The following is a 23,982-nucleotide window of genomic DNA, read 5'->3' as shown; positions in this document are numbered from 1 at the left end:
CTGCTCCGACGGGGTATGGCCTCTGTCTACAGAAACGAGAATCTCATGCGAGTGCTGGTCACCGGCGCAACCGGATACATCGGGTCTCGGCTGATCCCCGTGCTCCTCGAGCAGGGGCACGACGTGCACGCTGCCATGCGCGATCCGAGCAAGAAGTCGCGCTTCGCGTGGGGCGCTCACGTCACCGCGGTGCACTTCGACCTCGACGATCACGAGACCTTCGACACCGCGACCGAGAATGTGGACGCCGTCGTCTATCTGGTGCACTCGATGGACGAGGGCGATTTCGTCGAGAAGGATCGCCACGCCGCGCAGTCCATGGCCGCCGCCGCGGAGCGCAACGGCCTGCGCCGCATCGTCTACCTCTCCGGCCTCATCCCCGACGACGGCACCCCGTTGTCCGATCATCTGCGTTCTCGCCTCCAGGTCGAGGAGACGTTCCTCGACAGTTCCGTCGACGCCACCGTGCTGCGGGCGGCGATCATTCTCGGTTCGGGATCGACCTCCTTCGAGCTGGTGCGACGGATGACCGAGCGTCTGCCCCTCACACCCATCCCGACCTGGATGCGCAGACAGGTGCAGCCCATCGCCGTCGTCGATGTGGTCGCCATCATCGCCCGTGCCCTCGGTGACACCGCACGCCCGGGAACGTTCGACATCGGCGGAACCGAGACGATGAGCTACCCGGAGTTGCTGAAGGCGTACGGCAGCGTTGCCGGTCTGCGTCGCGTACAGATTCCGGTTCCGCTGTTGCCGACCGGCCTGGTGGGGCGTGCCGTCGCCACCATCACCGCCATGCCTCCGGGCACGGTGATCTCGTTGGTGGACAGCCTCACCCACGACATGGTGGTGCGCCGTGGGAACGCGGCAACGGAGGTGTTCGCCGAGCCCGGTACGTCACTGATGAGCGTCCGGGAGGCCCTGGAGCGTTCGATCACCGTGACCGCCGAGGAGGGCACCGATGCCCACGCCGATCCCCAGGCTGCCGCCGACACCGATCCCGAGTGGGCAGGCGGAGTCGTCGACATCGTGGACGGCCGTGTGCGGCAACGCCCGTCGGGAATTCTGGGAAAGGCTCAGCTGGGGGCGACGCGGTAGACGCGCTCGGGAGAGTACGTCGACTAGGCGAAATCGACGACCGACACTTCTCCCCCGCGTTCTTTCGCGTCGTACATGGCGGCATCGGCTCGGTGCAGTAGTTCGTCGAGACGAAGCCGGCGATCGGTGGTCGGCGTCCAGGCGATTCCGATACTCGTACTGATGCCGATGCCATCGAGGTCGAACGACCTCAACACCGAGCAGCCCGAGACGAAAGTGTCGAGTTCGTCGCGATCCGCGGGGAAGACGACTGCGACGAACTCGTCCCCACCGAGGCGTGCGGCCACGTCCGTCGGTCCGATCGCCGTCCTGAGCCGGTCGGCGACCGACCGTAGGGCCGCGTCGCCCAGGCTGTGTCCACCACGGTCGTTGAGCAGTTTGAACCGGTCGACGTCGATCACCGCCACTCCGATCAGGGGTGGCGTGGGAGTTTCGGCAAGTCTCTCGTCGACAGCCGAGTACATGCCTCGTCGATTGAGCAGTCGGGTCAGCGGGTCGAGGCGCGCGTGGACGGCGGTCGCGCGTATCGATCGTCGAGCGGTCTCGAGGATCGCTTGGATCACCAGCGGAAGGACCACAACCGAAGACAGCGCAGGGGCGAAGTAGATGTAGAGATCGAAAACGCCCACATCTTCGGTCTGCACGCCCCAGACGGTGAAGCCTGCGATAACGACGCCGGCGAAAGCACAGTGCGCCGCCAAGATGCGCCAACCCAGTAGAAATGCGATGAACACGCCGACCAAACCCATGTGGATGGTGGCGCACAACCGAGCGGGAGACCCCGTGGTCAGTGCGGCGGCCACGACTACGCTGACGTCCGCCCATGCGACGAATGCGATGGCAGCGCGGTAGCCAGGCCACGGCCGCAGGAACCACCACGCCCCCACCACCGCTGCGGACGCCATCACTGCGCCGTGGACCGACCGCGCCAGGAGTCCCTCGGGCCCGAGCGGATGCACTTGCACGATGACACCGAGAATCACCATGGACATGCACAGCGCACAGATCGCATATCTGAGCACTCGCAGCTGGCCGGTCGATTCCAGCGCGAGGGTAGCGAAAGCGAACTCGGCTTCTCCGACACCGCGACGGCTCTGCTCAGGCATCGGATTCGATCGCCTTCCGTCGGCGTGCGAGCGGCCCGAGTCGAGGACGTGCCGCGCTGTGCGGCAATGGTAAGCCACGGAGTTCTCGAACGATTCGAAACAACGGCCGTGGAAGCGGAGCTACCCGAGGGTGTCGTAGTGGTGCGACCAGGGCGCTGCTCGTTCCCATTGACCCGCGAGTTGAACGAGCAACCCCTCGCCGCCGAGCGGAGCGGTGAAGTGTGCACCCATCGGAAGACCGCTCGGCGTCCAGTACCCGGGTAGTGACAGCGCGGGACGCCCTGTGACGTTGGCCAATTGGGTGTACGGAATCCACGAGATGTTGTCGTCGATCATCTGATCGACGATGCCGGTGTGCCGAAGCAAGCCAGCGGTTCTACTGCGCAACAACAAGTCCGACGCAAATTCCAGCGGCTTCGCAAGGTCGAATGCGCCCACTTTCGGCGGTAGTTCCGCAACGGTGGGCGTCAACAGCAGGTCATAGGTCTCGAAGTAGGTGGCCAGTGCCCGTACGTGCGCGTGGCGGCCTTCCACCGCCTGGAGGTAGTCGACGCCTCCTGCGGATCTCCCCAGAGCCGCCATGATCCGCGTATCGCGCTCGAAAGAGTCGTCACCGCAACCGGTTCGACGCTTGACCTCATCCAACTCGTAGGCCAGGTAGGTGAACCAGGCCAACAGGAATTCTCGGTTGAGGCTCGCGTCGTCGTACGGCGGGGCGTCGAGAAGTTCGACGGTGTGGCCCAGGTCGGTCAGGGTTCTCGCAGCCGATTCCATCGCGGCAACGGCCTGCGGATCCGGCGTCGGATTCACCGACGTCACCGCATACATACCTATACGTAAAGGCTTCGGGTCCTTGCTCGTCAGAGACAGGAAGCTGCCCTCCGGACGGGCCGGCAGGTAGCCGGACGTCGCCTCCCCGCCTGCCAGCACGTCGAGCATCGCGGCGGTGTCGCGTACCGATCTGGACACCACTCCGTTCACGGCTGCTCCGTGCATCGCCTCGCCGAAGGTGGGACCCGACGGCACCAGCCCACGGCCGGGCTTGAGTCCGACGAGTCCACAGCACGACGACGGAATGCGAATGGAACCCCCGCCGTCGCTCGCCCCTGCCACCGCGGCGATGCCGGCAGCGACCGCGGCGGCCGACCCGCCCGAGGAACCACCGGGAGTTCTGCTGCGATCCCACGGATTTCGTGCCGGACCGAACACCGTCGGCTCGGTGATTCCCTTCGCGCCGAACTCCGGGGTGTTGGTCTTGCCGAAGATGACGAGGCCGGCGTCGAGCCAGCGCTGCACCACCGTTGCGTGCTCGGGCATCGGCAGATCCCGCAACGCACGAGATCCACTCGCAGTGGGCAACCCGGCATAGTCCTGCGAGAGGTCCTTGATCAGAAACGGTACGCCCGCGAACGGACCCTCGAGCGTTCCTGTCACCTGCTCGTTCGCCTGCTCCGACATGAGTCGCACGATGGAATTGAGCGATGGATCGACCGATTCGGCCTGCGCCAGAGCACAATCGAGCAACTGCCGGGGCGTCACCTCGCCGTCGGCCACCAGTTTCGCCAGGCCGAGACCGTCGTGCTGTCGATACTCGTCGATGCGCATGAAGTCAGCCTAATTCCCAGCACCGCCACCGGGTGTCGAACTCGCAGTTATGGATGGATTCCGGGCCTATCCTCTCCACAACTGCGAGTTCGGCAGGTCTCAGAACGGGAACGTATGCGCGTGGTCTCGCACGGTGAGCCACTGCCACTGCGTGAACTCGTCCCAACTGCTCTGAGTTCCGAATCGAGCGCCGTTGCCCGAGGCCCCGGTTCCCCCGAAGGGCGCGTACGCGTCGTTGTTGAGGGTTTGATCGTTGACGTGGACGATTCCTGTGGTCAGGCGGTCGGCCAGATGCCTGCCCCGATCGGCCGATCCGGTCTGGATCGCGGCCACCAGACCGTATTCGGTGTCGTTGGCGACGGCAACCGCCTCGTGCTCGTCGCGCACCACGACGACGGGGGCCACCGGCCCGAATATCTCTTCCCGGAAGGCCGCCATCGACGACGTGACTCCCGCGAGAACGGTTGGCTCGTAGAACAATTCGCGATGCTTGCCGCCGGCGCGAACCTCCGCTCCGGCCGCCACGGTCTCGGAGACGATGCGGTCGACGTTCTTCAGCTGCGTCTCGTTGATCAGCGGTCCGAGTGCTACCTGCTCGGTGAACGGGTTACCCACCGGAAGGTTCTTCGCCCGAGCGGCAAGGCGATCGAGGTACTCGTCTGCGACGGACTCGAGCACGATATGTCGGCCTGCTGTCATACACACCTGCCCCTGGTGCAGGAACGATCCCCACGCGCCTGCGGAACTGGCTGCTTCCAGATCGGCGTCGTCCAGGACGATCAGTGCGTTGTTGCCACCGAGTTCGAGGGAGACGCGCTTGAGCGTGCGGCCTGCTGCCTCACCGACTTTTCGGCCGACAGCCGTGGATCCGGTGAACGAGACCATGCCGATGCCCGGATGCTCGGCCACCGCGGCCCCGGGCTCGGCGTCACCCGGCAGCACGTGGAACAGGCCCTCCGGAACTCCGGCCTCCTCGAACAGCCGCGCGAACAGTACCCCGCCGGATACCGCGGTCTGCACGTCGGGCTTGAGGACGACGGCATTGCCGAGGGCCAGAGCAGGAGCCACGGCGCGAATCGACAGGATCTGCGGAAAATTCCACGGGCTGATGACACCGACGACGCCGATCGGCACGCGACGGCCGACGCTCGAACGCCCGGCCTCGCTGGTGGGCAACAGATGGCCGTAGGGCTGGGTGGGCAGCGCCGCCGCTTCCCACAGTTCGCTCAACACTAGTCCGACCTCGAAGGCGGCCTTCCCCGGTACCGACCCGCCCTCACGGATGAGCCATTCCTCGAACTCGCCGCGGTGGGCCTCCAGCACCTTGGCGACCTCTCGGATCACGGCCGCACGCTCGTGTCCCGGTGTTGCCGCCCACGCCGGTTGCGCAGCGCGAGCCCTGGCCACGGCGTCGTCGACGTCGGCGGCATTCGCCAGACCGATCTCGCCCAAACTCGCACCGGTCGCCGGCTCGACGGTGGTCGTGGTCCCGCCACCACCGGTACGCCAACCGCCGCTGTAGATCTGGCCGTTCCAGTCGGTACCCAACAGAGTGTTGCTCATGCCCATTCTCTTCTCTCTCGTACTCGTTGTCTCGAAATACTCTGCAGCTCAGCCGATCAGATCGGCAGCCTTCTCGGCGACCATGACCGTCGCAGCATTGGTGTTGACGCACACGACCCTCGGGATCACGGATGCGTCGACGACGCGCAGGCCGTCGATACCGTGTACCCGAAGGTCCGGACCGACGACGGAATCCGGGCCTGTTCCCATGGCGCAGGTACCCACCGGGTGGTAGTAGGTCCCCGTGCCACGGGCGATGTAATCCCGCAGTGCTGCATCGGATTCGACTTCGGCACCGGGAAGTACCTCGGTCAGACCCCACGCGGCGAATGCGTCGGTCGCCGCGATCGTGCGGGCCACCGCAATGGCGTCGACCAGACGATCCACGTCCGAGGTCTCGGTCAGATAGGCCGGGTCGATCAGGGGCAGATCGTCCGGATCCGCCGATGCCAATCGGACACTGCCGCGACTGTCGGGCACAGTGGTGACACCGAACGTGATGCTGTTCTCCGGAGCGACCAGGGACGGCTGATGGAACGGCACGTGGATGAACATCAACTGCATGTCCGGACCGTCGAGTTCGTCGTCGCTGCGCCACAGCATGGACACCTCGGCGTGATTGGTCGACGCAGGCGGAATCGGTTGCGCTGCTTCGTAGACGACGCTGCACAGGGGATGGTCGTGCAAGTTCCGTCCCACACCGGGCAGATCATGGACGACGGCGATGCCCAGCTCGTGAAGTTCCTCGGCCGGTCCGATTCCGGACAGCAGCAGCAATCGTGGTGAATCCACGGCACCGGCGCTCAGAACGATCTCGTGCCGAGCCGACGCCGTCATCGACTCCCCGTCACGTCGGTACCTCACCGCGACGCAGCGGCCGTCCTCGACGACGAGGGACTGCGCCCTCGATCCGGTCGATACGGTCAGGTTGGGTCGATGCGCTTCGACGGGTGCCAGATAGGCCGAAGCCACGCTGAGACGAGCACCGTCCGAGATGGCCAGATCGTGCCACCCTGCACCTTCCTGCTCGGTACCGTTCAAGTCGTCGGTGATCGGATGGCCGGCCTCGGCCGCCGCATCGAGAAAGGTCTGCGACACCGGGTTCGGCGAGGACGACGGTGCGGGACGCAACGGACCCTTGTCGCCGCGAACCTTGGCGTCCGCGCCGATCACCGTCTCGGACTTCATGAAGTACGGCAGCACTGCATCGTAGGACCATGATTCACCCGCGACCTGTGCCCAGGTGTCGAAGTCGTTGCGGTGACCTCGGAGGTGGACCATGGCGTTGATGGAACTGCTGCCGCCGAGGGTGTGCCCGCGGGGCCAATTGTGCGCAGCGCCTCCGGCGCACGGCTGCGGAACCGTGTCGTAGGCGTAGTCGACATCGGTTCCCCACAGTGACGGCCAGGCGGGCGGCACCGTGAGGTCCGGGTGATCGTCGCGGCCACCGCTCTCGAGCAACAACACTGTCACATCCGGGTTTTCACTGAGTCGTGACGCGAGTACACAGCCGGCGGATCCGCCACCGACGATCACGTAATCGAATGCTTCGTCCATCGTCTTCAATCCCTTCGAAGTGACCGGCCCCACACCGGTAGGCCTCCAGTGTGCGCAGCGAGCCGACGACGCGATTGACGATTTCCGACACAGTTCTTGTCGATATCCGCCGAATATCGCCGGATCCGTTGTTGGACAGATATGTTCGCAGAATCGAGGTCAGCGAAGTGCGGAACGTTCCGCAGCTGGACTGATGCCGAATCTGCGCTTGTACAGGCGACTGAAGTGCGCTGCATCGGAGAAGCACCAGCGGGCGGCCACAGCGCCGACGGTAGACCTCACTGCTCGGGACGCGAGGAGGTCTCGCCTGGCACCGTCGAGCCTCATCTCCCGAATAGTTGCTGTGACAGTTGTGGTTTCGCCGACGAAGAGCCTGTCGAGGCTACGCGAGGACATCGCCAGCGCGGCCGCGACGGAGTGATGACACAGACCGGGGTCGAGGAGATGCTGCTCGATGTAGGTCAGGACGGCGAGTTTCCTCGCCTGCTCTCCCGGTCCCTCGACGTCGATGTGCGCGTCGACGGTCAGGGCACTGCCGATGAGGCTGAGACCGGCATCGGCGAAGCGCAGAGCCGAGCCGGGATCGACCGAGTCCTTCTCCGTCTGTCCCAGTGCCGCTCGTACGAAGGACTCGAGTACAGCGCCGGGACCGGCACCGATGTCGTGCGGGCGCTGCATCGCGGCATCGATCAACTTCTGCGGTAGCCGAAGCGCGTCGGGAGGGAACACCATCACCGCACAACGCCACTCGCCCTCGAGTCGAAGATCGTACGCTTTTCGGGTGTCGTAGAGACCGAACTGTCCAGGACGAAGAGCCAGTTCGTTGTCGCCTTGGCGAACCAGAGCCCGACCCTGCAGCTGCACACAGACTTTCACCGCATCGGTGGGTCGTCTGCGCACAGCCGATCGCGTTCGTCGCACCGTCTGCGGCGAACCGCCGACCTCGAACGTGCCCAGCTCACCGATCGTGACGCCCTCGATCGACCCGGTCAACGGGCGATCGTCGATATGCTCGGGTACGAGCCCGGCGAACACATCGCCGAGCTCGTACCGCCACTGCTCACCCTGCCAGGACACGATTCACCCCGTGGAGATGTCCGAAGGGTGCCCGGCGAGCGGAGTCACGTCGATGCTCATGTACGGAAACAGCGGTAGATTCCATAGAATCTCGTGAAGTCGCTCGTTGTCTCGCACGTCGAAGATGCTCAGATTCGAGTACTGGCCCACCAGTCGCCAGATGCTCACCCATTCGCCGTCGCGCTGCAACTGCTGCGAGTAGGCCTTCTCCCGTGCGAGAGTGTCGGTTCGCACGTCCGCATCGAGATTCTGCGGGAGCGCGACGTCCATCTTCACTGCAAAAAGCATGCCGCTCAGGCCTTGTCGAGAACGAAGTCGTACGTGACTTCCTGTCCGCCGTCGACATCGCTCGGGTCGAGAATGAGCTCGGGCTTGACCGCACTCGCGACGTCGTCGTCGTTGTGTGCGTCACCGGGGAAATAGAGTTGGGTGGTGATCTGCTGGTGTCCTGCTGCCGCGACCTTGAGGTGCAGGTGCGCCGGACGCCACGGGTGCCACCCGGCCGCGGAGATCAGATTTCCACACGCTCCGTCGGTCGGAATCTGGTACGGCGCGGGCTTCATGGTGTGAATCCAGAACTGTCCCTGATCATCTGCAGTGACCGTGCCGCGCAGGTTCCACTCCGGGATGCCGGGTGCGAACTGAGAGTAGAAGCCGTCGGCGTCGGCATGCCAGATCTCGATGACCGCATGCGGCAGCGCGGCACCGTCGACGCCGCGCACCTGCCCCTTGAACAGGAGTGGGGTGCCTTTCTCCCCATCGCGGGTGGGCAGGATCGCCGCGGAACCGAGTTCGGGGGCATCGGGAACGTAGTAGGGGCCCTCGATCGTGCCCTTGCTGCCCTCACGCGACTCTCCGGCCACCTCCTCGACGACGTGTTCGACCCACACGTCGAGGAAGAGCGGCCACTCCCCGGTCTCACCGACGTTGATCAGCCATGCCTTGAGGGCGTTGTATTCCTCGTAGGTGACCTTGTGTTCGCGGACCGTGTCGTAGATTGCCGAAATCACCTGACGGGCGAGCAGACTCACGCGTTCGGGCGGGGTGTCGGCAGCGGCCTGCTTGTCGGAGGTGAAGCGCTGGGTGGCGTTCGCACCCGACGCGGCAGCTGTTGCCACCTCGGCGGGGAGGTCTGTCGTTGCTGCGTGGTCGATGCTCATGGTGAACTCCTTGTGTCTGGTACGTGTTATCGGAGGCTGAAAATCACTGGTCGGTGCGGTATTTCGCGAGTTTGTCCGGGTCGATGCGCACGCCGAGTCCCGATCCCGGCAGGACACCGAGCGCACCGTCGCGAATCTCGAGACTCTCGGTGAGCAGGTCGTCGCTCATGTCGAGGAAGTTGGACAGCTCGCCTGCTCGACGCGATGTCAGGTCGAACGCCGCGCCGAAGGCAACCGTGCAGGCCGTGCCGAGCTGTCCGTCGATCTGGTTCCCCATCACCACGTCGACGCCGAGGCCCTCGCACAGGTGGTGGGTCCGCTGCGACGTGGTGAATCCGGTGCGGGCGGTCTTGATGCTCACCGCGGTCGCCGATCCGCCGAGAATTTCGCGGGTGACTTCGGCCGGGGTGGTCGCGGATTCGTCTGCTACGAAGGGGATGTCGAGTTGCTGGACGAGCCAGCGGCGGCCGAGGACGTCGTCGGCCGGGCACAGTTCCTCGGCGAGAGTGAGCCCCAGATCCGACATCTCTTTCATGGCACGCGCCGATTCGGCGGCGGTCCAGCCTCGATTGCCGTCCACGTAGAGTTCGACGCCGTCGCCCAGTCCTTCTCGCAGAGCACGTACGACTGCTGTGTCGAGGTCGACGGGCCGACGGCCGACCTTGACCTTGAAGACCTCGATTCCGTATGTCTCCCGCATCCTGGTGGCTTCGTCGACCATCGCAGCCGGCGTATCGAACCCGAGCATGTGGCTCACTCGCATCCGGTCGGTGTATCCGCCGAGCAATTCGGTGACGGGTAGGTCGAGGGTCTGCCCCAGGGCATCCCAGATGGCCATGTCCACTGCCGACTTCGCAACCGGATTGCCAACGGTACGAGCCATTTTCGCGTGTACCACCTCGCGCTCGACGAGGGTGAGGCCGACGATTGCGGGCGCGAAGAGGGTCTCGATCACCGCAGCCACTCCACGCTGGGTCTCGCCGTAGGTGAAGGGCCGGGGCGGAGCGTCGGCGATACCGACCACACCGTCGTCGGTGTGAACCCGAACGAGTACGTGCTCGGCCGCGTGAACCTCACCGCTGGCGAACTTCAGCGGCTTCCGGTAGGGGATCGAATACGGGACAGCCTCGACTGCGACGATCTTCATGACATGTCCTTCGGCTGAGCAAACGGTACGGATGGTTCGAGTCGAGGGAGCACTCCTGCGTCCTCGAGGGCACCGACAAGCGCATCGACGAGTGCCGACGGCCGATCTCGGCACCAGGCCAACGCCAGATCGATAGTGCTCGCGCCGGCGATGTCGCGGAACACGACGCCGTTCAACTGCAGAGCGCGGACGGATTCGGGAACCAACGCCACGCCCAATCCGGCCGCGACGAGCGCGAGCAACACCGAGGTGTCCGGGGCCTCGTGCTCGCGCCTCGGGCTGAAGCCCGCAGCGCGACAGCTCGTCACCACGGCTTCGTTGACCACCGAATGCGTGTCGGCGTACATGACGAAGTCCTCGTAGGCGAGATCGGCGACGTCGAGCGCCGGTTCGGTGGAGAACCGGTGATCGACGGGCAACGCGAGCACCAACGATTCCGTGGTGATCGTGCGCAACACCAGATCGTCACCCGCAACGGGAGGACGTAGCACCGCTATGTCCAGGTGTTCCGAGCGCAGACCGTCCACCTGCGCCGGGGTGAGTAGGTCCCCGTGAATTTCCAGGGCAATGCCGGGCAGCCTCTGCTTGATCGCGCGTGCGATCGGCGGCAGTTGGTCGAAGGCAGCTGTGCCGGTGAAACCTATGCGCACCAGTCCGTATCGGCCGTCGGCGATCCTGCGCACTCCCCGCGCACTCTGCTCGAGATTGTCCAGGTTGCGCAGCGTCTCTCGATAGAAGAACTCCCCGGCCGGAGTCAGGCTCACCTGACGGGTCGTCCTGGCCAGCAGCGTCACACCCAACTCGGCCTCCAACTGACGCACCGATTGCGACAGCGCCGGCTGAGCCAGGTGCAACCTCGTAGCGGCTTGCCCGAAGTGCCGAGTCTCGGCAACGGCTACGAAGTGGTAGAGGTGCCGAAGTTCCATGACCGAGCCTCTCTGTGCATGGTGGGTGACCCTGACCACAGTAGGGATGGAATCCATCGTTGACAAAGACCTATTTTCGACTGATTGATAAGCAACAGCGATCAATGGTCACCCAGGTTGGGCCTAGGCAAAGCCCTGGTGTGACGGCGACCACTCCCTGACACAGTCGCTTGTAATCGAACTCGAAGCGCCTGGAGGAACCCGATATGACCGACATGCTGGATCACGTACAGAACACGATCGACAGCGCGGTGATCGACGACGTCGCGGCGGGCATCTACCGCGCCAACCGCAGCATCTTCACCGACGAGGAGGTCTTCGAGCTCGAGATGAAGCACATCTTCGAGGGCAACTGGATCTACCTCGCCCACGAGAGTCAGCTCCCGAACAACGGCGACTACTTCACCGTGCACATGGGCCGTCAACCCGTCGTGATCACCCGCGACAAGGACGGTGAACTGCACTGCCTCATCAACGCCTGCGCGCACCGCGGTGCGATGCTGTGCCGACGCAAGACCGACAACCGCACCACGCTCACCTGCCCCTTCCACGGCTGGACGTTCCGTAACGACGGCACTCTGCTCAAGGTCAAGGATCCCGACGGTGCCGGCTACCCCGACACGTTCGACGTCGACGGTTCGCACAACCTCACCAAGGTCCCTCGCTTCGAGAGCTACCGCGGCTTCCTCTTCGCCAGCCTCAACGACGATGTCTCGACCCTCGCCGAGCACCTCGGTGACACGACGAAGGTCATCGACATGCTGGTCGACCAGTCTCCCGAGGGCCTCGAAGTTCTGCGCGGGTCCTCGTCGTACACCTTCGACGGAAACTGGAAAGTGCAGGCGGAGAACGGTGCCGACGGTTATCACGTCAGCGCCGTGCACTGGAACTACGCCGCGACCACCTCGCGCCGCAACAACGGCGAATCGAAGAACACCACCAAGGCGCTCGACGCAGGTGGCTGGGGCAAGTCCGGCGGCGGCTACTGGTCCTACCCCAACGGCCATCTCTGCCTGTGGACCTGGGCGGCCAACCCTCAGGACCGCCCGCTGTGGGACCAGATGGACTCGCTGAAGGAGAAGTTCGGCGACGCCAAGGGCGAATTCATGGTGAAGGGTTCACGCAACCTGTGCCTGTACCCGAACGTCTACCTGATGGATCAGTTCAGCACGCAGATCCGGCACTTCCGGCCGATCGCGCCCAACAAGACCGAGGTCACCATCTACTGCATCGCACCCAAGGGTGAGAGCAAAGAGGCTCGCGCACATCGCATCCGGCAGTACGAGGACTTCTTCAACGCCTCCGGCATGGCGACCCCCGACGACCTGGAAGAGTTCCGCTCGTGCCAGCTGACGTTCCAGGCGACCAATGCGCCGTGGAACGACATGAGCCGCGGCGCGGAGCACTGGCTCACCGGACCCGATCCGGTGGCCGAGGCACTCGACATGCCCGGTGTCATCTCGGCGGGTGTCAAGAACGAAGACGAGGGCCTGTTCCCCGTTCAACACGGCTACTGGCGCACGACACTGCTCGCTGCTCTCGACAAGCAGCGCGCAGCCGATTCCGCACCCACTGCCGCACAGGAGGTCTGACATGACTGCCACCGTCGACAACACCGACAGCCGGCAGACCGCCCCGGCTCGGCTGATCACCCAGTCCTCCATCGAGCAGTTCCTCTACCGCGAAGCGCGCTACCTCGACGATCGCGAGTTCGAGAAGTGGCTCACATGCTACGCGGACGACGTCGAATACTGGATGCCCTGCTGGGACGACAACGACCTGCTCACCGAGGATCCTCAGACCGACATCTCGCTGATCTACTACGAGAACAAGGGTGGCCTGGAAGACCGCGTGTTCCGCATCCGTACCGAACGTTCCAGTGCCACATCGATACCCGAGCCGCGGACCAGTCACAACATCAGCAACGTCGAGGTCATCGAACGTCGAGGAGATATCGTCGACGTCCGATTCAACTGGCACACCATGTATTTCCGGTACAAGACCATCGATCCGTATTACGGAACCTCGTTCTACACGATCGACTTCTCCGGCGACTCGCCACTCATCCGGCGCAAGACCGTGGTGCTGAAGAACGACTACATCCACCACGTCGTCGACATCTATCACTTCTGATCGACCTGCCGTAATCCCGAGGAGTTCCATCGTGAGTCATTCCGTCGCACTGTCCTTCGAGGACGGCGTCACCCGCTTCATCACGTGCGAGGACGAACAGACCGTCGCCGACGCCGCGTACCGCTCGCGGATCAACATCCCTCTCGACTGCCGGGACGGCGCGTGCGGAACCTGCAAGGCTCTGTGCGAATCGGGTGAGTACGACGGCGGTACCTACCTCGACGACGCGCTCTCGCAGTCGGAATCGGACGAGGGCTACTGCCTGCCCTGCAGCATGAAGCCCACGTCCGATCTGGTGCTGCAGATCGCCAGCACCTCGGCGGTGGCGAAAACCCAAGCGGCAAGACATGACACGGTCGTGACCGCCGTGGAGAAACTCACTCCCACGACGGTCAGGCTCGCTGTCGAGGCACCGGCAGGTGGCACGCTCGCCTTCCTTCCCGGCCAGTACGTCAACATCACCGTCCCCGGCTCCGAGGAAACCCGGTCCTACTCCTTCAGCTGCGTCTCCGGATCGGACGAGTTGGAATTCCTGGTCAAGCTCACCCCGGGCGGACTGATGTCCACCTACCTGAGCGACACGGCGGCCGTGGGCGACAAGATCTCGTTCACCGGCCCACACGGTAGCTTCTTTCTGCGCGAGGCCCAGCGACCTGCACTGCTGCTGGCCGGCGGCACCGGGTTGGCTCCGATCCTGTCGATACTGCGCACCATGGCGGCCGAATCCAGCACTCGTTCCGTGCATCTCGTGTACGGCGTCGGCACCGACGACGACGTCGTCCAGCTGGACGAGCTCGCTGGCCTGGCCTCGACATTGGACGCATTCACGTGGGATCACTGTGTCTCGGACCCCTCGACCACCGCTGCGAACAAGGGGTACGTCACTACCCTGTTGAACGACGCACACCTCAACGGCGGCGATGTCGCGGTCTACCTGTGCGGTCCGCCTCCCATGGTCGAGGCCGTCAGAACGCATTTCACCGAGGCCGGAATCGAACCGACCGGCTTCTACTACGAGAAGTTCGCGCCGTCCTCGGCAGCTGCGAAGGAGAGTCTCGACGACGACACCGATTCTGCGACAGAGGTTCTGGCGAACGACGACCGGACATCGACCATCGATGCGGCAGTCGCCACGGCCGATGCCGACGTCGTTCCTGCGGCGTCGGCGGATCTCGAACCCGCTCTCGATGGCAGGAGCATCTTCGGACGAGCGGTGTTCGGAAGTCGCGTGAAGGAACCCCTGCACAAGCGGGACACGGGCTTCTCTGCGTCCGACGAGGCGGAAACCATGCGCGCGATCGCAGGTCAGCGCGTCGCCGTGGTCGGCTCGACGGCCGACCAGGGCGGGTTGGACGAGGGCTCAGACCTGGTCCTGACTCCGGAGGCACACTCCGTTGCAGCGCAACGCATCTGGTCCTCACGAGATATCCAGCCGCTCGTCGTGCGGAGTTCCGAAGCTCCCCCGGTGTCTGCTTCGAGTTCGGGGTACGAGATCGGCGAGGAACATCCCTCCGTGCACGAGTCGGACGCGGTGTTCGAGGCCAGGCGCGCCCTCGAACTCGGTGCCCTCGAACTCGTGATCGGGCGACTGTCCTCGCAGCAGATCTCCGGATACCGGCTGTTGGCCGAGACCACCACCCGCTACGTCGACGGCGATCGGTTCGTCGATGCCGCCGCGTACACCGAGACCAATGCCGCTTTTCACGATTACCTCTTCACCCAGACGGGCAACGAGCATCTGCTGCAGGCCTATCGGGCCCTCGGGGTCAAGGCTGCGATGGAGGAGGTGCTGCGCAACGCGACCTGGTGTGATCCGCTGTGCGCCCAAGATCACCTCGACATCGTCGACGCGTTCGAGGCCGGGGACCGTGAGCGCGCCCGAACGCTGATCGCCGATCACGCCGACCGCTCGAAAGCGACGATGAAACGCGCCATGCACGAATCCCGGTCGAACAAGCGCCCCAGGTTCGTCAGCCCTGGTCGGTTCGCCGGCAAGGTCGTGCTGATCACCGGCGCAGCCCAGGGCATCGGCGAATGCGTCGCCCGGCGCATCGGAGCCGAAGGCGGATCACTGATCCTGGCCGACCGGTCCGAGTTGGTCGAATCGCTCACCGAGGAGTTTCGGCACGACGGTGTCGACGCCACACCCGTTATCGCCGACCTCGAAACCTGGGAGGGCGCGTCATCGGTGGTCGACGCCGCACTCGCGGCACATGGACGCGTCGACGTGTCCATTCACGTCGTCGGCGGCACCATCTGGGCCAAACCGTTCGCCGAATACCCGCCCGAACAGATCGAGAAGGAGATCTCCCGGTCACTGTTCCCGACGCTGTGGTCATGCCGTGCCGTGATCCCACACATGATCGAACGCGGCGGCGGCACCATCGTCAATGTCTCCTCGGTCGCCACCCGCGGCATCCACCGGGTCCCCTACGCCGCAGCGAAGGGCGGCGTCAACGCGATCACCGCCACACTCGCCCTCGAGGCAGCGCCGCACGGTGTTCGAGTGGTTGCCACCGCCCCCGGGGGTACCGACGCACCGGCGCGACGAGTCGCCCGTGGCCCTGCGCCCTCGACCGAGCAGGAAAAGAACTGGTACCAGGCCATCGTCGATCAGACCGTGGAGTCCTCTCTGCTCAAGCGCTACGGAACACTCGACGAGCAAGCCGCAGCAATCTGCTTCCTCGCCTCCGACGAGGCGTCGTACATCACCGGCACCGTGCTCCCGGTGGCCGGCGGCGACCCGGGCTGAGTGATGACCGTGTTGGCTCGATCGCCGGACGCACTCTTCCGCCGCGGATACGGTGACGTCATGTCCCCCTCACCGTTGATCGGCCGCGGTGAACTGCTGGACGTCCTGGTTCGGGCGGTCGACGCCTCCGCGACGGCATCGGCTCTTGTGGTGCTGAACGGCCCGGCGGGCATCGGCGCATCGTCGATTCTGCGCGAGCTGGAGCGGACAGTCGACGCCGAAGTGCAGCGCACCGGTGCGGTGCCGTGGGAAGCACAGCTCCCGTTCGGCCTCGTCACCCAACTCGTACCCGGAAGCCGTGCCGACAGTTCCGACGCGGTCGAGTGGGGCAATCGAATCGCCGACGCGTTGCCTCCGGATCGTCCGACACTTCTGTTGATCGACGATGCGCACGACGCCGACGCGGACTCGCTCCGTGCGCTCGCCTCCGCGGTCCGACACCACCGAGCAGCGGGCCTGGCGGTGGTGTGTACCCGAAAACCACTGCCCCAGGGCAACATCGAGGCCCATCGGGTTCTCGATCGCGCCGCCGACCTCTCGTTGGCCGTACCGGCAATGACGGTGTCGGCCGTTGCCGAACTCGCCGCACTACAGGGGATCATCCTGTCACCGTCCTCGACTGCTCACCTGACACGTCACACCGGTGGACGTCCTCGACACGTCTTGGCGCTGCTGGACGAGGTGCCGCGCGAGAGCTGGAAGGGTGTTCGACCCGACCTCCCTGCGCCCGCCTTCGTCGAGGCAGACGTTCGGACCACTCTCGCTCTCTGCACGGACGAAGCTCGACGTCTGGTGTCGGCCGTCGCCGTTCTCGAAGACGGCCGACCGTTGACCACGGTGTGCGAGGTCGCCGGCATCGACGATCCCTGGCCTGCTGTCGATCTCGCAGAACAGTTCGCACTGGTGACCGTCCGACGCAGCTCCGCGGCGACCATCCTCGAGGTTCACGATCCAGCGGTCCGAGCCGCGGTGCTCGCGACGATGAGCAGAGTCGAGCGCGCACAGGTACATCGAGCTGCCGCCGCAGCCGAGGCCGACCCGGCCGATCGGCTGGCGCACCTGGTCGAAGCGTCGCCACTACCCGATCCGCTGCTGTCGGACCGCTTGGACGCCCTGGCCGCGACCCGTGCCGGGATAGGCGAATGGGCAACGGCAGCACGCCTTTACCTGCTGTCGAGTAGGTCCACCCAGGAACCGCACGCACGCGAGGATCGTCTGGTTCGCGCGGTGGATGCACTGATCGGTGCCGGGGACATGCGCACTGCCTCGGATTACCTCGCCGAGATCGAAAGCCTGCGCGAGACCCCGACTCGCAATGCCGTTCTCGGCTATCTGGCAATACTGCGCGGCCGCCCCAACGAGGCCGAAGCTCGACTCACCCGGGCCTGGCAGCTGGTACGGACGCGGCACGAGCCCGAGGTCGCTGCCGTCATCTGCCATCGGCAGGTACTGCACAATCTGGCGCGCTGCGACGGTGCCAACCTCGTGCTGTGGGCCGATCGCGCAGTCGAACTCGTCGGAGCCGACCACGCAACAGCGGTGGAGGCGCAGTCCATTCGTGGTCTCGGCCTGGCGGGCACCGGCCGGGTCGCCGAAGCACTGAGCAGCTATCGGGATCTGTGGGGCCACGCGAGCACCGGGGCCGTCGGACAACGGGTGCAGATGGGCGCAGGCTGGTTGCACTTCGCGACGGACCACATCGATCTCGCACGCTCCGAACTCGAAGCCGCAGCACCGACCGACTTTCTCGGTGGTTCGACCCGAATCTCGTTGTGGGCACACGGTTGGCTGGCGCGCACCTACTTCGTCACCGGCGAGTGGGATGCGGCCCTGCGGTTGGTCGCAGCGGGTTCCGACCTGGCCGACCGTTCCGGAGCCGCATTGATCGTTCCTCTGCTCCAGTGGACCGCCTCGCAGATCCACGCACTCCGCGGAGACTGGGAGGCCGCTGCGACCAGCGCACACCGCGGCGATTCCGGCGCTCGTGACTACGAGATCATGCGCGTGCCAGCGGCTCTCGGCCGAGCCGCCATCGCGGAGGCGCAAGCCGACTACGCCGGAGTTCTCCGCGCCCTTGCCCCGTTGACCGAGCAGTGGGCTCACGCCGATGTGTCCGAGCCCGGTTTCTGGGCGTGGCCCGACGTGTACGCCAATGCGCTGATAGTCGAGGGCCGACTGGAGCAGGCCGACGAATTCTTGATTCCGCACGAGGCGAGAGTGCGCGATCGTGGTCATCGCTCGGCACACGCGCGCCTGGCGTGCGCTCGTGGCCGGCTGCACGGCGCGATGGGCGATCTCGACTCTGCCCGAGCATCGTTCGAGGATGCACTCGCCTCGTTGGCACCGCTGCCCCTGACGTACGACCGCGCGCGAGTCAACTACGCCTACGGGCAGACACTGCGCAGGGCCGGCAAGAGGCGCGAGGCCGATGCCGTCGTCAGCGCGGCACGCGAGGGTTATCTCGCACTGGGTGCCACCACGTACGTTCGACGGTGCGACCGTGAACTCAAAGCGGGTGGCGTGCATGCTGTTCTGAAGAACCGCGCACACGATGCTCTGACCCCGCAGGAAGACGCTGTCTCCGGCCTGGTCGCCACAGGAATGACCAATCGTGAGGTAGCAGCCGAGTTGTTCCTGTCGGTCAAGACCGTTCAGTTTCACCTGACCAGGGTGTACGCCAAGATGGGCATCCGTTCCAGGGCCGAATTGGCCGCTGCCCGTTCGGCCGACGAATCCTCGACAACATGATTGGAGCACAACAAGTTTCGCAATGTCAAGGTAAGCACTAGGCAAAGCCCTGGTGTGACACGGCACACAGTTTGCGACAGTTGTCTCACCCGCTCGGCCGTCAGCGCCGATTCAGCTTCCCTGCGGTACTCCCTGACCGAAAAGGATCCCCGATGACTGCACCGGACTCCACCGCCACCACCAGTTGGGCCAGCGACCGACACCGCCGAAGCGTGCTGTGGATCGTCGCACTGTCCACTGCAGCAATTGTTTTCGACGGCTACGACCTCGTCGTCTACGGCACCGTACTGCCGACTCTGCTCGCCGATTCCGCCCAGCTGGGCGCGCTGGATCCGGAAACCGCAGGCGCACTCGGCTCCTATGCCTTGATCGGAGTCATGGTCGGGGCACTGACAGCCGGTGCCTTCGGTGATCGGATAGGTCGCCGCAGAACGATGTTGACGTGCATCGTCTGGTTCTCGGTCGGGATGGCGGCAACCGCACTGGCGCAGAACATCACGATGTTCGGCATTCTCCGGTTCCTGACCGGCATCGGAGTCGGCGGACTCGTCGCCACCGTCGGTGCCATGATTGCCGAATTCGCACCGCCCGGACGACGAAACCTGTTCAATGCCATCGTCTACAGCGGCATTCCGGCCGGCGGTGTGCTGGCATCACTGGCCGCGATCACCCTGCAGGATTCGATCGGCTGGCGCGGGCTGTTCTGGATCGGCGCACTCCCGTTGGTCGTACTGCTCCCCCTCGCCCTGCTGCGGATGCCGGAGTCCCCACGGTGGCTCCTGGCACACGGACGCGTCGACGATGCGCAGCAGATCTGCGCTCGGACCGGCATTCCGATGCCCGAGGCCGAGCCTGTCGTCGCCGGCGATCGCGTCGGGTTCGCCGCACTGGCCCGCAAACCACTGCTGCGCCCGACGGCCCTCCTCGGACTGATGAGCTTCTCCGGTCTTCTGCTGACCTACGGCCTCAACACCTGGCTGCCACAGATCATGTCCGAGGCCGGATACAACGCGAAGGGATCACTGTCGTTCCTGTTGGTCCTCAACGGCGGTGCCATCGTCGGCGGTCTGACTGCATCCCGTGTCGCCGACCGGACCGGACCGCAACGCGTCATTGCGGTCACGTTCTGTCTCGCCGCGCTGTCGTTGGTTCTGCTGACGCTGAACTTCCCACTCGGAGTCCTGCTCGTCGCCGTGGCAGGTGCAGGCATCGGTGCCATCGGTACCCAGGTGTTGATCTACGGATTCGTCTCGAACTACTACCCCACCACCGCCCGCGCCGCAGGTGTTGCATGGTGCGCCGGATTCGGGCGTCTCGGCGGCATCCTCGGGCCCCTGCTCGGCGGCATCTTGCTCGGTGCCGGCATCGCGTCGTCCACGGCGTTCTACATCTTTGCGGTCGTGGCCGTGCTCGGAGCTCTCGTCACCACCGCCGTTCCCGCTGTTCGGTCCCTGCGCCGATCCGATCCACAACCGAGCGAGCCAGTGAAAGTGGCTGAATGACCGACATTTTCGAGCGTCTCACCTCGAACGAACTGCCCGACCGTCGCCCGCCCGGTCTGCGTGCTCTGCGCGCCGACTTCGGCGGGCAGTACGTCGGCGCGGGTGCAACCGGTGTTCTGTTCAGCGCGACCGGGCCCGTTGCGGTCATCATCGGTGCCGCGACAGCCGGTTCGCTCACCGCCGCGCAGACGGCGTCATGGGTGTTCGGGGTGTTCGTGCTCAACGGCATCCTGACCGTGGTGGCGAGCTGGGCCTACCGGATGCCGCTGAGCTTCTTCTGGACCATTCCGGGCACCGTTCTGGTCGGTCAGTCGTTGGCCTCGCTGACCTGGCCGGAAGTCGTCGGGGCGTACCTCGCCACAGGGGTGCTCATCATCGTCCTAGGGGCCACCGGTGTCGTGTCGAAACTGATGGCATTCCTCCCGCACAGCGTGGTGATGGCGATGGTGGCCGGCGCCTTCCTGTCGTTCGGAACCGGACTCGTACAGTCTGTTTCGTCCCACGTGCTCGTCGCAGGCAGCATGGTCGTGGCGTGGTTGGCCCTGACGCGATCCGATACGTGGTCGAGACGGATTCCCCCGGTACTCGCCGCATTGGCCGCCGGTCTCGCCGCTCTTGCGGTCACCGGCGGCTATACCCGAGTGAGCGGCCCCGCAACAGAACTACCCCTGATCGGTCTGCCCGAACTCGTTGCGCCCTCGTTCAGTGGGGCAGCAATGGCGCAGTTGGTCATACCGCTCGCCATCACCGTGGTCGCAGTACAGAACGGTCAGGGCGCTGCCGTCCTGAACTCCGCGGGCCATCGGCCCCCGATGACCGTCGTCACCATCGCCTGCGGCGTCTGGTCACTTCTGGTGGCTCCACTGGGTGCGGTGTCGACATGTCTTGCCGGCCCGACCAACGCGCTGCTCGTTGCCGTCGGCGAACGGTCGCGGCAGTACATCGCCGGAATCACTTGCGGCGCTTTGGCCATCGTGGTGGGTGTGCTCGCTCCGCTACTGGTGCGTGGCCTGGCCGTGGTACCCGCAACATTCATCGCCGCACTCGCAGGCCTCGCCATGCTCGAGGCACTGCGCGGTGCATTCACGGCTGCATTCTCCGACCCGACCGGTCGCCCGGTGCTCGCGCCCCTGATCACCCTGCTGGTCACCATCTCCGGCACCGACGTCGGAGGCCTCGGTGCTCCGTTCTGGGGATTGGTCGCCGGCGTCGCGGTCACCTACGTCCTGGATCGTCGCAAGTGAATTTCCCGCCGAACTCGAAGTTATGGATGGATTCCGGGCAGATTCCATCCATAACCTCGAGTTCGGCACTCCAGAGGGGTCAGAATCCGATCGGCAATCCGGCGTAGTTCTCGGCCAGTCCCATCGCACCCGCTTCGCTGGAGGCCACCCACTTCAATTGCGAGAGTTGCAGTTGCGCATCGAAGGGGTCGTCGCCGGTATGCAGCATCGTCGTCATCCACCAGGAGAAGTGCGTGCAGCGCCAGACGCGACGAAGGGCGGTGTCGCTGTAGGCATTCGCTTTGTCGGCGTCGCCCTGTTTCAGCAATGCCGCCAATGCAGGCGCAAGCATTGCCACATCCGCCACCGCGAGGTTGAGACCCTTTGCGCCCGTGGGCGGAACGATGTGCGCGGCGTCTCCGGCGAGGAAAAGATTCCCGTGTCGCATCGGGGTCTGCACGTAACTACGCATCGGCAGCACACTCTTCTCGGTGATCGGCCCCGGGTTGAGCGTCCACCCGTCCTGGCCGTGACCGAGCCTGGTGGCCAACGCATCCCAGATTCGCTCGTCGGACCACGTGTCGATATCGGTTCCGTTGGGCACCTGCAGATACAGCCGGCTGACCGTCGACGATCGCATGGAGTGCATCGCGAATCCGTCCTGATGCCAGGCGTAGATCAGCTCGTCCGTCGACGGCGCGACGTCGGCCAGTACGCCGAGCCAGGAGTACGGATACACCCGTTCCCAGTTGTTGCGCACCGAATCCGGCATCGCTGCCCGACTCGGCCCGAAGGAACCGTCGCAGCCGGCGATGACGTCGGCGTCGATCCGCATCGGGGTTCCCGACGCGTCGGTGAACGTCACGAACGGCGACTCGGATTCGACGTCGTGCAACGCGGTATCGGAGACGTCGTAGAAGATTTGCTGACCGGCCTTCTCGCGCGCGGCAACGAGATCCTTGGTGACCTCGGTCTGCCCGTACACCCATACGCTTCGATCGACGAGGGTGCGAAAGTCGATGTGGTGCCGCTCTTCCGGCCACTGCAGGTAGATTCCGCGGTGCTCGTGGCCTTCGCGATGCAACCGCTCACCGAGGCCGTGCTCGTCGAGCAACTGGACCGTCGAATGTTCGAGAATGCCGGCGCGAATTCGGGAGAGCACGTATTCCTGTGTGCGCGACTCGATCAGAACGGAGTCGATTCCCTGCTCCCCGAGCAGGTGGGACAGCAGCAGACCCGCGGGCCCTGCACCGATGATGGCGACCTGTGTACGCATGCATCGAGTACACCGCGCGTTCTGGCCGCGAACAAGGCGGAGTTTCCACTCAGTGAAAAGCTTCCTCTCACCCCCGCAGGCTTCGCTCGATTCCTCGGGCGGCAACCTGCAGAGCGGCAACCATTCTGGCTCGATCACGGCCGATGCTCGGAACCACGATGCCCAGCGCAGCCACCACACTCTCGCCCTCGCCGCGGACCGGTACGGCCACCGAACACGCCCCCAACGTCATCTCCTCGACCGTCTGCGCATACCCCTCACGATGCACTCGGCGTAGTTCGACGTCCAACTTCCCCGGATGAGTGACGGTGTACGGGGTGATGCGGGCCAGGTTCCTCAGCACGCGATCGTGCACCTCGCGGGGGGCGTAGGCCAACAACACCTTGCCGACTCCGGTCGCATAGAGAGGCAGGCGAGCTCCGACTCGGCTGACCGCTGGTACCGACGCGTGTCCGGCCAACCTGTCGAGATAGAGAACTTCGTCGCCGTCGCGGATGGCCAGATGCACCGTGGCGAGGGTCGCGCCGTAGATGTCGTGCAGAAACGGCGAGGCGATCTCTCGCAGATCGGCTTGATCCCGCGCCAGCAATCCCAACGTCCACAGTCGGCGTCCCACCACGTAGCGGCCGTCGTCGCCGCGGACGAGCGCGCCCCAATCGACCAGTTCACGCACCAGACGATGCGCGGTGGCAACGGGCAGATCGGCACCCTCGGCCAGTTCGGTCAGTGTCAGCGCAGGGGTCTTCTCGTCGAACACGGCCAGCAACGCCAACAGACGCGAGGCCACAGAGGCCCCGGGATTCCGCACGTTCCCAGCCATCAGCACGACGATAGCGCCACACCACCAACTTCCCGCTCAGGATGGGTTTCGCGCCACCCAGCCGTCGACGGACTCGGGGGTGCGGGGTTCGGGGCCGGTGTAGAGGGCGGCCGGGCGGACGAGCTTGCCCAGGCGCTTCTGTTCGAGGATGTGTGCGCACCAGCCTGCGGTACGTCCGCAGGTGAACATCGCGGGCATCATGTGCGCGGGCACCTCGGCGAAGTCGAGGATCACCGCGGCCCAGAATTCGACGTTGGTCTCGATGGCGCGATCGGGGCGGCGTTCGCGC

19 protein-coding genes are annotated in these 23,982 nt (G+C 65.1%); 7 read left to right on the top strand and 12 right to left on the bottom strand.

The genetic code is table 11. The features are described from left to right. Positions 1–45: 45 nt before the first annotated feature. Positions 46–1,098, top strand: coding sequence for an NAD(P)H-binding protein (locus tag CH295_RS11195; protein ID WP_170945867.1), 1,053 nt, complete (start codon positions 46–48; stop codon positions 1,096–1,098). Positions 1,099–1,121: 23 nt separating this feature from the next. Here CH295_RS11195 and CH295_RS11190 read toward each other — a convergent pair whose 3' ends face one another. From CH295_RS11190 to CH295_RS11150, 9 genes are all read right to left on the bottom strand, one after another. Then, positions 1,122–2,204 carry a GGDEF domain-containing protein gene (locus CH295_RS11190; protein ID WP_094740718.1) on the bottom strand — a complete coding sequence of 361 codons (1,083 nt, stop codon included), beginning with the start codon at positions 2,202–2,204 and terminating at the stop codon, positions 1,122–1,124. A 120-nt stretch (positions 2,205–2,324) separates the two neighbouring features. Continuing rightward, entirely contained in the window at positions 2,325–3,809 is a 1,485-nt protein-coding gene (locus CH295_RS11185) for an amidase (protein ID WP_094740717.1), read from the bottom strand. A gap of 99 nt (positions 3,810–3,908) precedes the next feature. Next, positions 3,909–5,372, bottom strand: a complete 1,464-nt coding sequence (locus tag CH295_RS11180) for a benzaldehyde dehydrogenase (RefSeq protein ID WP_094740974.1) — start codon at positions 5,370–5,372, stop codon at positions 3,909–3,911. A gap of 48 nt (positions 5,373–5,420) precedes the next feature. Then, on the bottom strand, positions 5,421–6,929 hold the full coding sequence (locus CH295_RS11175; protein WP_094740716.1) for a GMC family oxidoreductase: 1,509 nt from the start codon (positions 6,927–6,929) through the stop codon (positions 5,421–5,423). 159 nt (positions 6,930–7,088) lie between these two features. Further along, the gene (locus CH295_RS11170) at positions 7,089–8,006 is read right to left on the bottom strand and encodes an AraC-like ligand-binding domain-containing protein (protein ID WP_094740715.1); all 918 of its coding nucleotides are present in this window, start codon (positions 8,004–8,006) and stop codon (positions 7,089–7,091) included. Positions 8,007–8,009: 3 nt separating this feature from the next. Next, positions 8,010–8,294: a muconolactone Delta-isomerase gene (catC, locus tag CH295_RS11165; protein WP_094634061.1), complete on the bottom strand. Its 285-nt coding sequence runs from the start codon at positions 8,292–8,294 to the stop codon at positions 8,010–8,012. Positions 8,295–8,299: 5 nt separating this feature from the next. Next, the gene (gene catA, locus CH295_RS11160; RefSeq protein ID WP_094740714.1) at positions 8,300–9,166 is read right to left on the bottom strand and encodes a catechol 1,2-dioxygenase; all 867 of its coding nucleotides are present in this window, start codon (positions 9,164–9,166) and stop codon (positions 8,300–8,302) included. 43 nt (positions 9,167–9,209) lie between these two features. Further along, positions 9,210–10,313 carry a mandelate racemase/muconate lactonizing enzyme family protein gene (locus CH295_RS11155; RefSeq protein ID WP_094634059.1) on the bottom strand — a complete coding sequence of 368 codons (1,104 nt, stop codon included), beginning with the start codon at positions 10,311–10,313 and terminating at the stop codon, positions 9,210–9,212. Continuing rightward, on the bottom strand, positions 10,310–11,239 hold the full coding sequence (locus CH295_RS11150; protein ID WP_094634058.1) for a LysR family transcriptional regulator: 930 nt from the start codon (positions 11,237–11,239) through the stop codon (positions 10,310–10,312). The genes CH295_RS11155 and CH295_RS11150 overlap by 4 nt, the downstream gene beginning before the upstream one ends. Before the next feature lie 206 nt (positions 11,240–11,445). Between CH295_RS11150 and benA the strand changes: the two genes are divergently transcribed. The 6 genes from benA (at position 11,446) to CH295_RS11120 (ending at position 21,618) form a co-directional block, all read left to right on the top strand. Next, positions 11,446–12,831 (top strand): benzoate 1,2-dioxygenase large subunit, encoded by a 1,386-nt coding sequence (gene benA, locus CH295_RS11145; protein ID WP_094634057.1) that lies wholly within the window; start codon positions 11,446–11,448, stop codon positions 12,829–12,831. A 1-nt stretch (position 12,832) separates the two neighbouring features. Then, positions 12,833–13,372 (top strand): benzoate 1,2-dioxygenase small subunit, encoded by a 540-nt coding sequence (gene benB / locus CH295_RS11140; protein ID WP_037187472.1) that lies wholly within the window; start codon positions 12,833–12,835, stop codon positions 13,370–13,372. Positions 13,373–13,403: 31 nt separating this feature from the next. Beyond that, positions 13,404–16,124 (top strand): benzoate 1,2-dioxygenase electron transfer component BenC, encoded by a 2,721-nt coding sequence (benC, locus tag CH295_RS11135; RefSeq protein ID WP_094740713.1) that lies wholly within the window; start codon positions 13,404–13,406, stop codon positions 16,122–16,124. A gap of 60 nt (positions 16,125–16,184) precedes the next feature. Then, positions 16,185–18,872, top strand: a complete 2,688-nt coding sequence (locus CH295_RS11130; protein ID WP_094740973.1) for a helix-turn-helix domain-containing protein — start codon at positions 16,185–16,187, stop codon at positions 18,870–18,872. A gap of 152 nt (positions 18,873–19,024) precedes the next feature. Next, positions 19,025–20,374 (top strand): MFS transporter, encoded by a 1,350-nt coding sequence (locus CH295_RS11125; protein ID WP_094740712.1) that lies wholly within the window; start codon positions 19,025–19,027, stop codon positions 20,372–20,374. Beyond that, entirely contained in the window at positions 20,371–21,618 is a 1,248-nt protein-coding gene (locus CH295_RS11120) for a benzoate/H(+) symporter BenE family transporter (RefSeq protein WP_094740711.1), read from the top strand. The genes CH295_RS11125 and CH295_RS11120 overlap by 4 nt, the downstream gene beginning before the upstream one ends. A 79-nt stretch (positions 21,619–21,697) precedes the next feature. Here the strand turns inward: CH295_RS11120 and CH295_RS11115 are convergent, their stop codons facing one another. The 3 genes from CH295_RS11115 to CH295_RS11105 form a co-directional block, all read right to left on the bottom strand. After that, complete coding sequence (locus CH295_RS11115) at positions 21,698–22,873, bottom strand: 4-hydroxybenzoate 3-monooxygenase (protein ID WP_094740710.1); 1,176 nt, start codon at positions 22,871–22,873, stop codon at positions 21,698–21,700. Positions 22,874–22,940: 67 nt separating this feature from the next. Then, positions 22,941–23,693, bottom strand: a complete 753-nt coding sequence (locus tag CH295_RS11110; protein ID WP_094740972.1) for an IclR family transcriptional regulator — start codon at positions 23,691–23,693, stop codon at positions 22,941–22,943. Between the two features lie 36 nt (positions 23,694–23,729). Further along, the coding region (locus CH295_RS11105) for a citrate/2-methylcitrate synthase (RefSeq protein ID WP_288143184.1) at positions 23,730–23,982 on the bottom strand (253 nt) is incomplete at its 5' end.

The organism is Rhodococcus sp. 14-2483-1-2 (assembly GCF_002259405.1).
Lineage (GTDB): Bacteria > Actinomycetota > Actinomycetes > Mycobacteriales > Mycobacteriaceae > Rhodococcoides.
This window is presented reverse-complemented; position numbering and strand designations above follow the sequence as displayed.

What these genes read in the sequence shown, in the direction of transcription:
- CH295_RS11195 (WP_170945867.1), top strand. Translation starts at nt 46, where the DNA reads ATGCGAGTGCTGGTCACCGGCGCAACCGGATACATCGGGTCTCGGCTG.
- CH295_RS11190 (WP_094740718.1), bottom strand. Translation starts at nt 2,204, where the DNA reads ATGCCTGAGCAGAGCCGTCGCGGTGTCGGAGAAGCCGAGTTCGCTTTC.
- CH295_RS11185 (WP_094740717.1), bottom strand. Translation starts at nt 3,809, where the DNA reads ATGCGCATCGACGAGTATCGACAGCACGACGGTCTCGGCCTGGCGAAA.
- CH295_RS11180 (WP_094740974.1), bottom strand. Translation starts at nt 5,372, where the DNA reads ATGAGCAACACTCTGTTGGGTACCGACTGGAACGGCCAGATCTACAGC.
- CH295_RS11175 (WP_094740716.1), bottom strand. Translation starts at nt 6,929, where the DNA reads ATGGACGAAGCATTCGATTACGTGATCGTCGGTGGCGGATCCGCCGGC.
- catC (WP_094634061.1), bottom strand. Translation starts at nt 8,294, where the DNA reads ATGCTTTTTGCAGTGAAGATGGACGTCGCGCTCCCGCAGAATCTCGAT.
- catA (WP_094740714.1), bottom strand. Translation starts at nt 9,166, where the DNA reads ATGAGCATCGACCACGCAGCAACGACAGACCTCCCCGCCGAGGTGGCA.
- CH295_RS11155 (WP_094634059.1), bottom strand. Translation starts at nt 10,313, where the DNA reads ATGAAGATCGTCGCAGTCGAGGCTGTCCCGTATTCGATCCCCTACCGG.
- CH295_RS11150 (WP_094634058.1), bottom strand. Translation starts at nt 11,239, where the DNA reads ATGGAACTTCGGCACCTCTACCACTTCGTAGCCGTTGCCGAGACTCGG.
- benA (WP_094634057.1), top strand. Translation starts at nt 11,446, where the DNA reads ATGACCGACATGCTGGATCACGTACAGAACACGATCGACAGCGCGGTG.
- benB (WP_037187472.1), top strand. Translation starts at nt 12,833, where the DNA reads ATGACTGCCACCGTCGACAACACCGACAGCCGGCAGACCGCCCCGGCT.
- CH295_RS11130 (WP_094740973.1), top strand. Translation starts at nt 16,185, where the DNA reads ATGTCCCCCTCACCGTTGATCGGCCGCGGTGAACTGCTGGACGTCCTG.
- CH295_RS11125 (WP_094740712.1), top strand. Translation starts at nt 19,025, where the DNA reads ATGACTGCACCGGACTCCACCGCCACCACCAGTTGGGCCAGCGACCGA.
- CH295_RS11120 (WP_094740711.1), top strand. Translation starts at nt 20,371, where the DNA reads ATGACCGACATTTTCGAGCGTCTCACCTCGAACGAACTGCCCGACCGT.
- CH295_RS11115 (WP_094740710.1), bottom strand. Translation starts at nt 22,873, where the DNA reads ATGCGTACACAGGTCGCCATCATCGGTGCAGGGCCCGCGGGTCTGCTG.
- CH295_RS11110 (WP_094740972.1), bottom strand. Translation starts at nt 23,693, where the DNA reads ATGGCTGGGAACGTGCGGAATCCCGGGGCCTCTGTGGCCTCGCGTCTG.